The sequence below is a fragment of the Lysobacter oryzae DSM 21044 genome (genome assembly GCF_059568595.1).
This window is the reverse complement of sequence record NZ_JCANTQ010000013.1, coordinates 236414-249491: the sequence shown is the minus strand read 5'-3', so window position 1 is coordinate 249491 and position 13078 is coordinate 236414. Positions and strand designations below refer to the sequence as shown.

Here is a 13078-nt window from a genome sequence, read left to right as displayed (position 1 = left end):
TCGAGCCGTCGCGTTTGCATGGGCATCCACGGAATATCGACGTGCCACACCGCGCTATGTTCTCTCCCCCAAAAAGGGGAGGCACGGATTCAATCTTCGCGGCCGTGGTTGTTTCGACGCGCGAGCGCGCACGCGAGGCGACCAGAAGATCCAGTTCGATGGCGGCACGGCCCGCTGCTTGCGCTGCGATCGGCATTCCCGCCGATTCAGCAATCCCATCATCGCGACCGTGTCCGGTGTCGCCGGAGTCCTGCGTAATTTTCGACATCGCACCGCGTTATCGCGAACGATCTGGCAGCGGATCGACAGCATCCGGAAGCAGGGAATGCCGGCCTAGAGCCACGCCGCACCTCAAGGGAGGAGCCGCCATGTCGATGCATGCCCCATCCGCGATCGCAATCACCAGGGTCGCAATCACTGCTACCGCTCATCACGGGCCGCGCACCGCTCGCTTCCGCGCGGGGTGCGCGCTGCTGGCGGTGCTGCTGTGGTGTTCCGCCGCGGCGTTCGCGGCGCCCCGGACCCGCGTGGTCGCGTGGGGCGGTGAAGTCGACGACACGACGCTGGATATCCCCTATTCCCTCAACGACGCGGTCGCCGTCGCGGTCCCCTACGTCCTGCGCCGCAACGGCGACGTGCTGGAGATCGGCACCATGCCGCCGCTGCTGCGGGCGAGCAATGCCAAGGCGATCGCCTCCGATTTCGGTTGCCTGGTGGTCCTGGACCGCACCGGCACGGTATCCGTGCAAGGCGACGCCGCGTTCTGTCCCACCGCGGTGCCCGCAGGCCTGGCCGGCGTGGTGGCGATCGACGCCGGCGGGGGTTTTGCCGTCGCGCTCACCTCCGCCGGGCGCGTGGTGGTCTGGGGCGACAACACCTTCGGCGAGACCGACGTGCCAGCGGGATTAAGCAACGTCACGGCGATCGCGGCTGGCCGCAACCACGTCCTCGCGCTGCGTTCCAATGGGCAGGTGGTGGCGTGGGGCGGCAACCTGGACGGCGAAACCGACGTGCCCGCCGGATTGACGAATGTCACCGCCATCGACGCTGGCGGCGCTTACAACCAGGCGCTGAAGTCCGATGGGTCGGTGGTCGTCTGGGGTGATATCTACGACAACCCGCGGCCCGTGCCGGAAGGATTGCCCCGCGCGACTGCGCTGGGCGCCGGCAAATGGCGCCAGGCGGCGGTGGTGCTGCGCGACGGCACCATTCGCGAGTGGGGTTTCCAGGAAGGCAAGGCCCTGCCACCCGGCCTGGACCGGGTGAGGAAGCTGTCGATGGGCTATGTCGTCAATTACGCGCTGGTGGCCGCCCCGATCACCGCGGCGGAAGCGATTGCCGACCTGCGCGTGAGCCTCAACTGGTTGATCGCGATCGACGACACGGAACGCAGCGCGATGAATTCCTACCTCGACACCGCGGCCACGGCGGTGGCCGCCCATCGCCTGCCGCTGGCATGCGAGGCGATGCGCGCGTTCGCCGCGCGCGTCGCGACACCGGGCGTGCTCGACACATATCACGAGCGGGTGGCGTATTTCGTCGCGCAGACGGACGACGTCCTGCGCCTGATGCGCTGCAGGTGAGCAGGCCGGTCATGGACGACCAGCCCCGCGGGCACGCCGCGTAAGCGCAGCGCAGCCGGAACCCCGGTAAGTCGCCGCACGTGATTGCCGTGCGCCCTGACTGGATCGCCTCGAGGCCACGCAGCATCGCCGTGCACCGCGTCGGCTACGCCTGCTCGAGCAGCGCCGCCGCCATGCACTCGCTCCAGCGCCGATACCGGGCCAGCAACCCGGGGTTGCGCTGCGGTTCGAAGCGATGCTCCGGCAGCCGTGCCCACCGTGCCGGTCGCCCCGCGAGCAGGAATGCGCTGCCGCGCGCCGTCGCTTCGCATTGACTCGGGCGCCGCAGCGGCAACTGGCTCAGGTCGCTCAGCGCCTGGCAGAACCGGTCCGAACGCGAGAGGCCGCCACTGACCAGCACGTACGCGCACGGCGCGCCGATGCCCTGGAGCAGGCCGAGATTGCGCTGGATGAGGAACACGATGCTCTCGGCAACCGCGACGAGTTGCTGTTGCATCGTCGCCTCGCCGACGAAGCGCGACGCAAAGCGGGGCTGCCAGTCGGGTGAGCCGAGGCCGCCTATGCCGTTGAGGAACAGCGTGTCGCCGGCGGCGTCATCGATCCAGTGCGCGTCGAGGGCCGCGCCGGCATCGGCCAAGCCGTGTTGTTGCGCGAACCACGCGAGCGCCGCACCGGCGCCGTTGACCGTGCCCTCGACGACATACTGCGGGGCCTGGCTCCAATGGATCACGCTGCGCAGCAGCCGCGATGCCGCCGGCGCCTGCGCGGCCAGGCGATGGAGGAAGGCGCCGGTGCCGACATTGAGATAGGCCGCCTCGCTGCGCGGCTCGCCAAAGGCAAATGCCGCCGTCGACTGGTCGCCGCTGAGCAGCCGTACCGGCAGGCGTTGCGCCGCGGTGCCGTCGCGCACGACCAGGTCGCCGAACTGCGCGTCGCTGCGCGCGATTTCCGGCAACCAGCGTGGATCGATGGCGAAACGTTCGAGCAAGCCGCGGTTCCAGTCGCCGCGCGCCAGATCGAATAGCAGGGTGCGCGAGGCGTTGGCGGGATCGACCCGGCAGGGGCGTTGCTCGAGCAGGCGGAAGGCGAGGAACGCGGCGAGCGGTCCAATGGCCAGGCGTCCGTCGCTGGCCGCGCGCTGCACGCCGTCGAGATGATCCAGGCACCAGCGGATCTTGCTCAGGCCGAAATGCGCGTTCGGATACAGGCCGGTGCTGGCGCGGATCGCCTCGGCATCCAATGCCTGCGCGTCCAGCCACTGCGCGGCGCGGGTGTCCTGCCAGCTGAGGATCGGCGACAAGGCGGCGCCACTGTCGCGATCCCAGCACACCAGGCTGGAACGCTGGCAACTCAGGCCACTGGCTTGCACGCGCGCGCGTTGCGTCGCATCGAGTTGCAACAACGCCGCGGCGGCTGCCTGCCGCAGCGAACCGACGACGGCCTCCGGATCCTGCTCGACCCAGCCCGGCCGCGGCCGCTGGTCGGCGACGTCGATCCGCGCCGATGCCAGTTCACGGCCATCGCCGTCGAACACCAGCGCGCGACTGGCGCTGCCGCCCTGGTCAAGCACGAGTGACAACGGACCCGGTTGCATCGGCAAGGCGCTAGCGCGGTCCGGCGTCGAGATGCGTCAGGTACAGCCGCAGGTCGAACTCCAGCTGGTGGTAGTCGGGCTCCATGTGCGTGCACAGCTGGTAGAACGCCTTGTTGTGCTCGGCTTCCTTCAGGTGCGCGAGCTCGTGCACCACGATCATCTTCAGGAACGGCGCCGGCGCATCGCGGAACACGCTGGCGATGCGGATCTCGCGACTGGCCTTGAGCCGGTCGCCGTGCACCCGCGAGATCGCCGTGTGGGTGCCGAGCGCGTGCTTCACCACCTGCAGCCGGTTGTCGTAGAGCACCTTGCCCAGCGGCACCGACTTGCGCAGGTGCCGGTCCTTGAGCGCCTGCACGTAGTCGTACAGCTGGCCGTCGTTGCGCACGCCGTGGGACTGGGCGTACTTGTCGGCCAGGATCGCGCCCAGCCGGCCCTGCGCGATCAGCGCGTGCACCTGCGCCTGCAGGTGTTGCGGGTAGCCGGCGAGGTATTTCAAAGCTTGCATCGGCACGGGGAGGCGGGGGCTGGGCGGTATGATGGGCCGGAAATCCCCGGCACGCGAAACTGCACCATGGCGAAGGCGAATCCGCTCCAGGAACAACTGCTCAAGGCGGGCCTGGTCAAGAAATCCAAGGTGGCAGAAGCGGCGCGCGAGCAGCACAAGGCCCGGCATGGCAAAGGGCCGGCCGCGCCCAGCGAGATCCAGCTGGAAGCCGAACGCGCCCGCGCCGACAAGGCCGAGCGCGATCGCGCCCTCGCCGCCGAGCGCAAAGCCCAAGCCCGCAGCGCGGAACTGCGCGCGCAGGCGCGGCAGATCATCGAGGACCGCAAGGTCCCGCGCGCGGGCGACAGCGAGTACCGCTTCAGCGCCGACGGCGCCATCCGCACCGTGCTGGTCGACGACGACCTGCGCAGGAAGCTGTCCGCCGGCGCGTTGGTGATCGTCCGCGTGGACGAGCGCTACGAGCTGCTGCCGCGCGCGGCCGCGGACAAGGTGCGCGAACGCGACGCCAGCATGATCGTGCTCGACCATGGCCAGGACGCGGATACCGCGTCCGCCGCCACGACCTCCGAAGACGATGCGTACTACGCGCAGTTCCAGGTACCTGACGACCTGGTGTGGTGACAGCAGGGTCGGGTGCGTCGTCTGCTCGCAGCAGCGACGAACCTGACCTTGTCTTCCCGCTTCGACCCGTAGCGTCGGAGCGCCAACGCAGTCCCGGCATTTCGCTCACTGCCGCATCGCGATCGACCACGCGCATGCTGCGGGCGTCGCCGATGAGGTTGGGGACGCGGCGCTGCCGCTTCCACAGGGCTCAACGAGCGGAAGCGGCTAGCGCTTCCAGTCGTCGTGGGGTCCGTGGGGAAACCACGGTTGCGCGTCGGTGCGTCGACGCCGGAGCAATGGCGTCGCCGACAGGGGAGGCCAGCCCGAGCGCACGACGGTGGCTTGAGTGGGGCGAGGTGCGGAGGCCGCGTCGAGCCGAAAGACGCGACGCAAGCGGTCACGAAGGACCTGCAGATGGGATGCCATTGGTGCTCCCTGATCGCCGGTCACGCGCAGTGCTGTTACGTCGCGCCGGTTACGGTGATAGGCAGCGGAAGAGCTCAGGTGCGACTAGCTGGTGAGCGCGGCTGAGGCCGATACGACATCGCGTCGTAGGTGCGCACTATGCGCCTGTTTCTGCAGGCGTGCGGGTTCGGCTCCGGGCCGTTCATACGGGATGCCCGATGCAGGAGTACGGTCGAACTCCGTCATCGCCCTGGAGCCGCCCCGTGAGGCGAGAGAAACAACATCGCTACGTCAGTACGCATGGCCCGATCGCGCAGTCAGGCAGCCGCAACAGCGTGCGAACGATCGCCGTGGCGGGGAATGAGGGCGTTCCCACCACGAGCGCGCATCGCCATGCGCCGTCGCTATCCGACCAGCGTGCGCCTGCCGCGCGCGGCCGCTATTCGTAGCCGCCGCCTCCGGCCTCGCACACCGATTCCGATTCCTCTACCTGCACGGCAGCAGCCGGTCGATGCCCACGGCTTGCACAGCGGCCACGCCTTCCATCCGCGCGCCATCAGGGCGGCAAAGCGCTGCGTCGAGGTGTCTGGCGACGGCATCGGCTTTGCTGTGGCGATGGATTCCGTTCCCAGGCAACTTTCCGCTCGCCTGCATGAGTCCGGAACGCAGCGGGCCGACGTATTGATGCAAGACAGGCAGCACGATGCATGGCAGTCGCGTCGACGCGTGCACCCGAGGTAACCGGTTGCGTCGCGGGATAACAACCAAATAACAACGCGGGGCGCACTGTGCACTGGCACTACGACGCAAGGTCGTAACGGCCACTCAGCCGCGCGGTACGTCTCTCCCCCTTCGCACTGAGCCTCGCAACTCTGCTTACCAGCAGGGTAACGGCTTCGGCCGCTCTCGATGCGCACTTCGCGGATCGTACCCAAAGGCACTCATTCCATGGACACCCTGACCAAGACCACCTCCAGCACCAACACCAACAGCAAGAATCTCCTCGAAACCGCCGCCGCCAACGGGTCCTTCAAGACCTTCGGCAAGGCGATCGAATCGGCCGGCCTCAGCGATACGCTGCGCGGCGCCGGCCCCTTCACCGTCTTCGCCCCGACCGACGCGGCGTTCGACAAGCTGCCGGCCGGCACGATGGAGAACCTGCTCAAGCCCGAGAACAAGCAGGAACTCGTGTCATTGCTCAATTACCACCTCGTCAGCGGTCGCAAGCACGTGGCCGACATTGGCAAGTGGCAGGCGGCCAAGACCATGGGCGGGCAGTCGGCACCGGTGAAGCTGGCCGACGACAAGCTCAGCATCGACGGCGCACAGGTGACCTCGGCCGACATCGAGTCGAGCAATGGCGTCATCCACGGCATCGACAAGGTCAACGTACCGACCAAGCAGTAACCGCCTGGCGGTGAGCCATGCAGCGGCGGGGCGAAAGCCCCGCCGTTTCCGTGTGCGGCGACCGCGCGCGTGTAGGCGATCCGCAATCGAATGCGTTGCAATCAGCGTTCCGGCCGATTCATGAATTTCATGGACGCGACGGTGGCCGGTGCCGCCGGAGTCCTGCGTAAATCCCGACATCGCCTCGCGTAGCCGCGGGCGATCTGGCAGCGGATCGACAGCATCCGGAGTAGGGAATGCCGGCCTCGAGCCACGCACCACCTCACTGGAGGAGACGCCATGTCGCTGCATGCCCCATCCCCGATCGCAATCACCGCTCCCGCCCGCAAAGGACTGCGCCGCGCGCGCGGTCGTGCGTGGTGCGGGTGGTTGGCGGTCAGCCTGCTGCTGTGTTCTTCCGCGGCGTTCGCCGCGTCCCGCACCCGGGTGGTCGCCTGGGGCGGCGAGGTCGATGACGCGACCCTGGATATTCCCTATTCGCTCAACGACGCCGTCGCCATCGCGGTGCCGTACGTACTGCGCGACAACGGCGACGTGCTGCAGATCGGCACCATGCCGCCGGTGGTGCGGGCGAGCAACGCCAAGGGCATCGCCGCCGACCTGGGTTGCCTGGTGGTGCTCAGTCGCGCCGGTACGGTCAACGTGGAGGGCGACCCCGCGTCCTGCCCGACCTCGGTGCCGGCCGGACTGGCCAACGTAATCGCGGTCGACGCCGGCAACCGGTTTGCGGTCGCGCTCACCTCCGCCGGACGCGTGGTGGCCTGGGGCGACAACTCGGCCGGCCAGACCGACGTGCCACCAGGGTTGCGCAACGTCGTGGCGATCGCGGCCGGCCGCGCCCACGTCCTCGCGCTGGGTTCCGACGGCCAGGTCACTGCGTGGGGCGACAACATCGACGGTCAAACCGACGTGCCCGCCGGGTTGACGAATGTCACCGCTATCGACGCCGGCGGCGCCTACAACCAGGCGCTGAAGTCCGATGGCTCGGTGGTGGTGTGGGGCGACTTCGACTTCCCGCGTCCCGTGCCGGCGGGCCTGCCGCGCGCGATCGCGCTGGGTGCGGGCAAGCGGCAGCAGGCCGCGGTGGTGCTGCGCGACGGCACCATCCGCGAGTGGGGCTTCCAGGAAGGCAAAGCGCTGCCGCCCGGCCTGGATCGGGTAAGGAAGCTGTCGATGGGCTTCGCCGTCAACTTCGCCCTGGTGGGCGCGCCGATCACCCCGGCCGAAGCGATCGCCGACCTGCACGTCGGCCTGGACTCGCTGCTGGCGATCGACCCGACGGAACGCAGCGCCCTGAATTCCTACCTGGACACCGCGCTCGCGGCGGTGGAGGCCAACCGCATCCCGCTGGCATGCGAAGCGATGCGCACCTTCTCGGCGCGGGTCGCGACCCCCGGCGTGCTCGATCCGTATCCGGAGCGGGTGACGTACTTCGTCGCGCAGACGGATGACATCCTGCGCCTGATGCGGTGCAGGTGAAGCGCCCTGGCGTGCACCGCGTGTGCGGCGCCCGCGCTGACCGCGCCGCTACTTGCTAGCGCGCTCGATCTCGAGCCGCGCACGTGACCGTGCATCTCCCAGCGCCATGCCGCGTTCGAGCAACGCGAACGCGGCGGCGCGGTCGCCATCGGCGTCGCGTTCCAGGCGCATGACCGCGGCGTTGTAGGCGGCGATGGCGCTGCCCTTGGCCGCCGCGCGTTCGAAGCCGGCGAGCGCACGGTCCGGGCAGAGGAAGAACACGTCCCAGCCGGCGGCGGCACGCAGCAGCAGGTCGGGGTTGTCGTCGGGGATGCGGTCTTCCACGAAGGCCGGCCACCCGGCCACCAGCGGCACGAACACCTCGCTGCCCTTGGGCAGGAAATACGAACCCGCGCCCTCGCGCAGCGTGAACGCCTGGCGCGAGGTGCGGCGCGTGCCGTCGGGCGCCAGCCACAGGAAGCCGTCCTCGCCCTTCACCGGAAAGCCGCCGAGCGCCTTCGACACGCGCTCGGCCAGGGACGGCACGCCCGCCTGCGGCGAAACGCCGGTCCAGGAGGCGATCAGCTCGACGCGTTCCACCTTGCCATCGAGCTTGGCTCGCACGGCAGCGGCGACGTCGTCGACGGTGAGGATGCGCATGTCGCCGTCGTACATGCGCCACGGACTCGATTGCATGCCGATCGTGAACACCGAGTCGGAGTCGGGTACCGCCTCCATGTACTGGTATGCCGCCTGGCCGGCGAAGACGCAGTCGGGCGAATGCTGCGGGCTGCAGGTCTTGACCGTGGCCGTGCCCGACAAGGCCAGGTGCGGGGTGTCGCACGCAAGCGCGGCGGGGCTGAGCAGGCACAGGGCAAGGACAGCGCACTTCATCGCGTCGATCCGCTCGCGCTGCTCGTTCGGTTTCGCGCGCACCACGCGGCATGCAAGGCGCGCATGTTGTCCTGCTGCTTCCGGTTCCAGTGGGCGATCTTGGCATCCAGGCCCGCGGCGCTGCCCCACTGCGGATCGGAAGCCACCGTGGCGTCGAACCAGGCCAGCGCGGTGTCGGCCTGGCCCAGGCTCCAGTACACGAGGGCAAGACTGTAGCCGGCCCAGAACGGGTGCCCGCCATGGAGCTGCACCGCGCGTTGCCAGTCCCGCAGCGTGTCGTCGTACCGCCCCAGGTCGTAGTTCGCCCAACCGCGCGACCAGAGCAGGTGGCGCTCCGCCGCCGAGCCCGGTGCGGCCGCCGCGGCCGCGGCATCGAAATCGCGCACCGCGCGTTCGATGTCGCCGCCTTCGAGGAACAAATACCCACGGTGGGTGAGGGCGGCGACGTTGCGCGGATTCTTCATCAGCGCCGCATTCACCGAGGCCCGGAATTTGGAGCGCATGCCCGGGGGTGGCTGCAGGTAGGAAGCCGCGGGGTCGGAATCCTTGTACGGGGTCGCGTCGGGCAGTGCCGCGGCGCCGGCGCCGGAGGCAAGCACGCACAGGCACAACGCGCAGGCGTTGCGCAGCCGTGCCGCAATTGAACTTGGCGCGCGGGTCGTGTCCACGATCTTTGTTTTGCCTTGCCTGCAGGAGCAGCGCGCGAGAATACGCAGGGTCGGTGCTGCTTGTCCCGCCCCAGCGCTTCGACCGATCCGCACGACGTCCGCTTGGCGGGCCGGCCCGCCGTGCTCAGCCAGGACGCCGCCAACCATCGCCCGCGTCCTCCTCTCGCCCGGGCCGGTCCGCATAGGTGACGCTGCCTTCGTGGTAGACCTCGATGAGCCACGGCGCGTCTTCCGCATACACCCACATGTCCGATCCATGCCGCATCAGCGCCAGCGCATGCATGGAAGCGTCGGCGGCGGCCAGGGCGACGCGCGGCTCGCCGGCGATGCCCCAATCGGCGATGACCGTAGTGGCGGGAGCGATCGCCAGTGCGCCCAGGGCGGCATCGAACGCCTGCTGCAGGTCCGCGTCGCTGCCAGCGGGCGTGCCGACCGCGTGCGGCACGCGATCCCAGCGCACGCTGGCGAAGCCGATCGGGTACCGGGACAACGGGCCGCGCCGCAGCGCGGCGTCCCACAGCAGTTCATGGCGCACGCCGGCGCGTGCCAGCGTGGCGCCGAGATAACGCTGGAACCGCGCCACGTTCTCCGCATGCCGCTGCCGCGCCATGCGTTCGGCCTGCTGCGCACGCAGGCGATCGCGCTTGGCGAGGAGGGCGGCGCGGTCGGCGGATTGGTCGTCGGTGCTCATGGCTGGGAAGTGTGCATCAGGGCGGCGGCGACATCCGGGTGTCAGTCCGTTCGCTGGACCTGGATCACGTGCGCCTGGATCCGGCCTGCGATGGCGCCGCTGCCGAAGCGGCGCGCCAGCGCGGCTTCGGCGGAATCGATCGCGGCACCTAGGCGCGCGGGGTCGCGCGCTTCGATCTCGTTGCGCAGTGGCGTTCCCTCGCAGTACGCCACCGCTGCCGCGCGCGGGTGCTCGACGCGCGCAACGGCCGTGACGGTGTCGCAGCGCGGCCGCTGGGTGAAGCCGCCGAGCGCCAGGTCGCGCGCGATGGTGGCCAGGTCGAAGTAACCGTGCGGCGTCCGCGCCAGGAAGCGCGGCGGGTCCTCGGGAAAGACGCCCGCGACGGCCGCGGTCACCGTCTCGGCGAACACGTTCTCCTCGATCCGGGCCCACACGTTGAACAACAGGGTGCCGCGCGGACGCAGCACGCGGCGCGCCTCGGCGAATGCCCGGGGCTTGTCGGGAAAGAACATCACGCCAAACTGGCAGGCCACCACGTCGAACGCCGCGTCGGCGAACGGCAGTTGCTGGGCATCCGCCGCCTGCCAGGTCACCGGGCGCGACGTGCCGATGCGCGCGGCCTGCTCGAGCATCGGTCCGTTGAGGTCGGTGGCGACGATGTCCACGTCGCTGCGCAGTCGCGTGGCCAGCTCGCGCGTCACCACCCCGGTGCCGGCCGCGACCTCGAGCACCCGACGCGGCGACAGCGCCGCCGTGCGCATGGCCAGGTCGATGGCATAGGGCTGGAAGATGAGCGGCACCAGGTAGCGTTCGTACAGTTCAGGCAACGCACCGCCGAAGCGGGTGTCGGACGACGGTGGGCGCATGGCGTGCCTCCCTTGCGGAGCGCGTACGGAACCGGGAAAAGAGTGCCGCGTCCGCACGGTTCGCGCACCTGGCGCCGCCGCCTTGCACGGGTGCGGCGCCGACCGGCGGCGATCCACCTACCGAGCCGGCTGCACCGCAGTCATCGCAGCACACGCGCTTGCCTTGGTGCCGCCGGTTGCCGAACACTTGCGCGGTCGGCGCCCCTCCATGGCAGGCCCGCTGCAGCCACCACAAGGAGGCTCGATGAAACGTGTAGCAATGCTTCTCGCCCTGGCGGTCGCCGCGCCGACCCTGGCGCATGACCACACCCGGGTGATCGACCAGGCCAGCGAACTGGTGCCCTGGTGCAAGGCCGAGGCCGAGTCCCGCTACGTGGCGCGCAACATCACCCCGTACCAGTGGGCCGCCTCCTACCATGAGCGCAGCAACGTGCTCTATGTCGACGGTCGGCTGCGCGTGCACGGGGACGACGTCGCGGTGCGGTGTCGCATCGCCCGGGGCGCGCGCGAGGATTACGCGACCATCGAGATCGACGACCCGAGCCTGTAAGGCGCGCCGCACTGCGGCCAAGGCCGGCGCGCCTGCGTGCGCCGGCGCAACCTCGCCATCGTTCGATTCAGCTTGTCGTGCAACGCGGGACGTGACCCGGCCCGGTGGCGCCGGTATCGTGCGGCGACCTCCTTGCCGGTGTTCCGTCCATGCGTTCGTTCCGCACTTTCCTGTTGTTCCTGCTGCTGGCCTGCGCGCCTGCATTCGCCGCAGCGGCGAGCACCGGCAATGCCGCCGCCGATGCCAGGCTTGCCGAGGCGCAGCAGGCGCTGGCGCGCGGCGACACCGCCACTGCCCTGCGCCTGGGGGAGGAGGCGGCCCGGCTCGGCAAGAACGGCGTGGTGGCCTACAACATGGCGCAGCTGTATCGCCGCGAAGGCAACTACGCCAAGGCGGGCGAACTGCTCGACTTCGCCGTGGCAACGCGGCAGCCGCAGGTGATGTTCGTGGTCGGTTGCGAGTACCTGGGCGGCCGGCCCGGTCTGCCGCGCAATGACGACAAGGGCCTGGCGTTGCTGCAGGCGGCTGCCGACGCAGGCCATGTCGACCGCTGCGAGGCCGAGGCCTTCCGCACCGAACAGCAGGCCAAGCATGACTGCGTGCGTTCGGCGCTGATCTCCCTGGGCCTGCAGGAGACGATGCCCGCGGGCACGTTCCTGCGCATCACCCAAGGCACGGGCGCCGACGCGGCCGGCGATGCCTTCGTCTTCACCGGAGGCGCCGACGGCTACCCGCCCCGGCGCGTCGGCCTCGCGGCCAAGGGCTTCTCGCAGCCCGGCTACAACGACACCGGGAATTTCGCCTACTACACCGGCGGCTTCACTGCGCACGCGCCGAGCGCGGACGCGCTGCAGCTCGCGGCGAGCGTGACGGCGCAGTGCGGCGTGCCGAACTGATTCGCGCAGCGGCGGGCAACGCCTGACGCTGCGTCGCGGCGCCGGCGTTGCAGCGCCTAGGCGTCGTGCAGCAAGGCCTCGCTCTTCCCATCGCCGACGCCATCGAAGAACCGGTCCAAGGCCCGCGCGAATAGCGGCTCCTGCGGCGCCGCCGCGCGGAACAGGGTCATGCACGAGCGGAACTTGAAGTCGTCGGGCGAGCCGAACACCGCGTGCGCGTCGTTGCCGCCGTTGCGCAGCACCAGCCGCGTGCATTCGCGCAGGCGTTCGCCGAGCAGCGGGTGCGCGAGGTAGGCGCGGGCTTCGGCGAGCGACGCCAGGGCGTAGCGCTGCGCCATCGGGCTGTGGCCGAGGCCGCCCAGTTGCGGGAAGACGAACCACATCCAGTGGCTGGCCTTGCGGCCGTCGCGCAGTTCGTCGAGCACATCGGCGTACACGGGCGCCTGGGCGTCGACGAAGCGTTGCAGGTTCCAGATGTCGGTCATGGCTCGGATCACCTCGCCGGGAGCGGCCCCAGCATCGCGCGTTTCCGGCGCGAGGTCGCGCACGCGGTTTGCGCAAGGCCGCATCAGCCGTCGCCGCCCGGCAGCGTCGCGAACCATTCGCGGTAGGGCGTGTTGCGCGCCATGCGGCGGTTGTAGTCGGGCGCGCCGTCGGTCCACCACGGCGGCCCGCGTTCGCCCAGCGCCAGCTTCGCGGCGTGCACGCGGGCGCGCGCAGCGCGCTCGCCATCGTCGTCACCGGCACGCCGCGCCTGCGCGATCGCGCGCCGGGCGTCCATCAGGGCGTCGACCTGGCGCGCGCGTTCGGCTGCGGGCAGCGCCGGGTTGCTGCTGCGCCAGAGCCGCCCGCGCACCACGAAGTAGCGGCCGTCGGGCGTGTGCGGCGGTGCGGTCCCGGTCATGCCGCAAGCCTGCCCACGCGCGGGTGAAGCAGTGGACAAGGCGACGCGAAC

The 13078-nt window shown here is 69.9% G+C and carries 14 protein-coding genes; 6 read left to right on the top strand and 8 right to left on the bottom strand.

What is annotated here, in order from left to right; genetic code table 11:
* Window positions 1-368 precede the first annotated feature (368 nt).
* The gene (locus BP05_RS13485) at window positions 369-1583 is read left to right on the top strand and encodes an RCC1 domain-containing protein (RefSeq protein WP_496364299.1); all 1215 of its coding nucleotides are present in this window, start codon (window positions 369-371) and stop codon (window positions 1581-1583) included.
* 145 nt (window positions 1584-1728) lie between these two features.
* Here BP05_RS13485 and BP05_RS13480 read toward each other — a convergent pair whose 3' ends face one another.
* Window positions 1729-3153 (bottom strand): FGGY family carbohydrate kinase, encoded by a 1425-nt coding sequence (locus tag BP05_RS13480; protein WP_496364458.1) that lies wholly within the window; start codon window positions 3151-3153, stop codon window positions 1729-1731.
* A gap of 34 nt (window positions 3154-3187) precedes the next feature.
* Window positions 3188-3685 carry a M48 metallopeptidase family protein gene (locus BP05_RS13475; RefSeq protein WP_496364297.1) on the bottom strand — a complete coding sequence of 166 codons (498 nt, stop codon included), beginning with the start codon at window positions 3683-3685 and terminating at the stop codon, window positions 3188-3190.
* Between the two features lie 66 nt (window positions 3686-3751).
* Between BP05_RS13475 and BP05_RS13470 the strand changes: the two genes are divergently transcribed.
* From BP05_RS13470 to BP05_RS13460, 3 genes are all read left to right on the top strand, one after another.
* Window positions 3752-4306 carry a DUF2058 domain-containing protein gene (locus BP05_RS13470; protein WP_496364295.1) on the top strand — a complete coding sequence of 185 codons (555 nt, stop codon included), beginning with the start codon at window positions 3752-3754 and terminating at the stop codon, window positions 4304-4306.
* 1335 nt (window positions 4307-5641) lie between these two features.
* A complete protein-coding gene (locus BP05_RS13465; RefSeq protein WP_496364293.1) occupies window positions 5642-6100 on the top strand; it encodes a fasciclin domain-containing protein in 459 nt (152 codons plus the stop codon).
* Between the two features lie 279 nt (window positions 6101-6379).
* Complete coding sequence (locus tag BP05_RS13460) at window positions 6380-7579, top strand: RCC1 domain-containing protein (protein WP_496364291.1); 1200 nt, start codon at window positions 6380-6382, stop codon at window positions 7577-7579.
* A gap of 48 nt (window positions 7580-7627) precedes the next feature.
* On the opposite strand, the gene BP05_RS13455 is transcribed toward BP05_RS13460, so the two are convergent.
* From BP05_RS13455 to BP05_RS13440, 4 genes are all read right to left on the bottom strand, one after another.
* Window positions 7628-8494, bottom strand: a complete 867-nt coding sequence (locus BP05_RS13455; RefSeq protein ID WP_496364289.1) for a DUF8616 domain-containing protein — start codon at window positions 8492-8494, stop codon at window positions 7628-7630.
* A complete protein-coding gene (locus BP05_RS13450) occupies window positions 8449-9120 on the bottom strand; it encodes a tetratricopeptide repeat protein (protein ID WP_496364287.1) in 672 nt (223 codons plus the stop codon). Before BP05_RS13450 ends, BP05_RS13455 begins: the two co-directional genes overlap by 46 nt.
* A gap of 124 nt (window positions 9121-9244) precedes the next feature.
* The gene (locus BP05_RS13445; protein ID WP_496364285.1) at window positions 9245-9811 is read right to left on the bottom strand and encodes a hypothetical protein; all 567 of its coding nucleotides are present in this window, start codon (window positions 9809-9811) and stop codon (window positions 9245-9247) included.
* A gap of 41 nt (window positions 9812-9852) precedes the next feature.
* Window positions 9853-10677 (bottom strand): class I SAM-dependent methyltransferase, encoded by an 825-nt coding sequence (locus tag BP05_RS13440; RefSeq protein WP_496364283.1) that lies wholly within the window; start codon window positions 10675-10677, stop codon window positions 9853-9855.
* A 244-nt stretch (window positions 10678-10921) separates the two neighbouring features.
* Between BP05_RS13440 and BP05_RS13435 the strand changes: the two genes are divergently transcribed.
* Window positions 10922-11227: a hypothetical protein gene (locus BP05_RS13435; protein ID WP_496364281.1), complete on the top strand. Its 306-nt coding sequence runs from the start codon at window positions 10922-10924 to the stop codon at window positions 11225-11227.
* Window positions 11228-11376: 149 nt separating this feature from the next.
* Entirely contained in the window at window positions 11377-12123 is a 747-nt protein-coding gene (locus BP05_RS13430) for a hypothetical protein (RefSeq protein WP_496364279.1), read from the top strand.
* A 56-nt stretch (window positions 12124-12179) separates the two neighbouring features.
* On the opposite strand, the gene BP05_RS13425 is transcribed toward BP05_RS13430, so the two are convergent.
* Both BP05_RS13425 and BP05_RS13420 read right to left on the bottom strand, forming a co-directional pair.
* Entirely contained in the window at window positions 12180-12608 is a 429-nt protein-coding gene (locus BP05_RS13425; RefSeq protein ID WP_496364277.1) for a DUF1810 domain-containing protein, read from the bottom strand.
* A gap of 83 nt (window positions 12609-12691) precedes the next feature.
* Window positions 12692-13027 carry a hypothetical protein gene (locus BP05_RS13420; RefSeq protein WP_496364275.1) on the bottom strand — a complete coding sequence of 112 codons (336 nt, stop codon included), beginning with the start codon at window positions 13025-13027 and terminating at the stop codon, window positions 12692-12694.
* Between the last annotated feature and the right edge of the window lie 51 nt (window positions 13028-13078).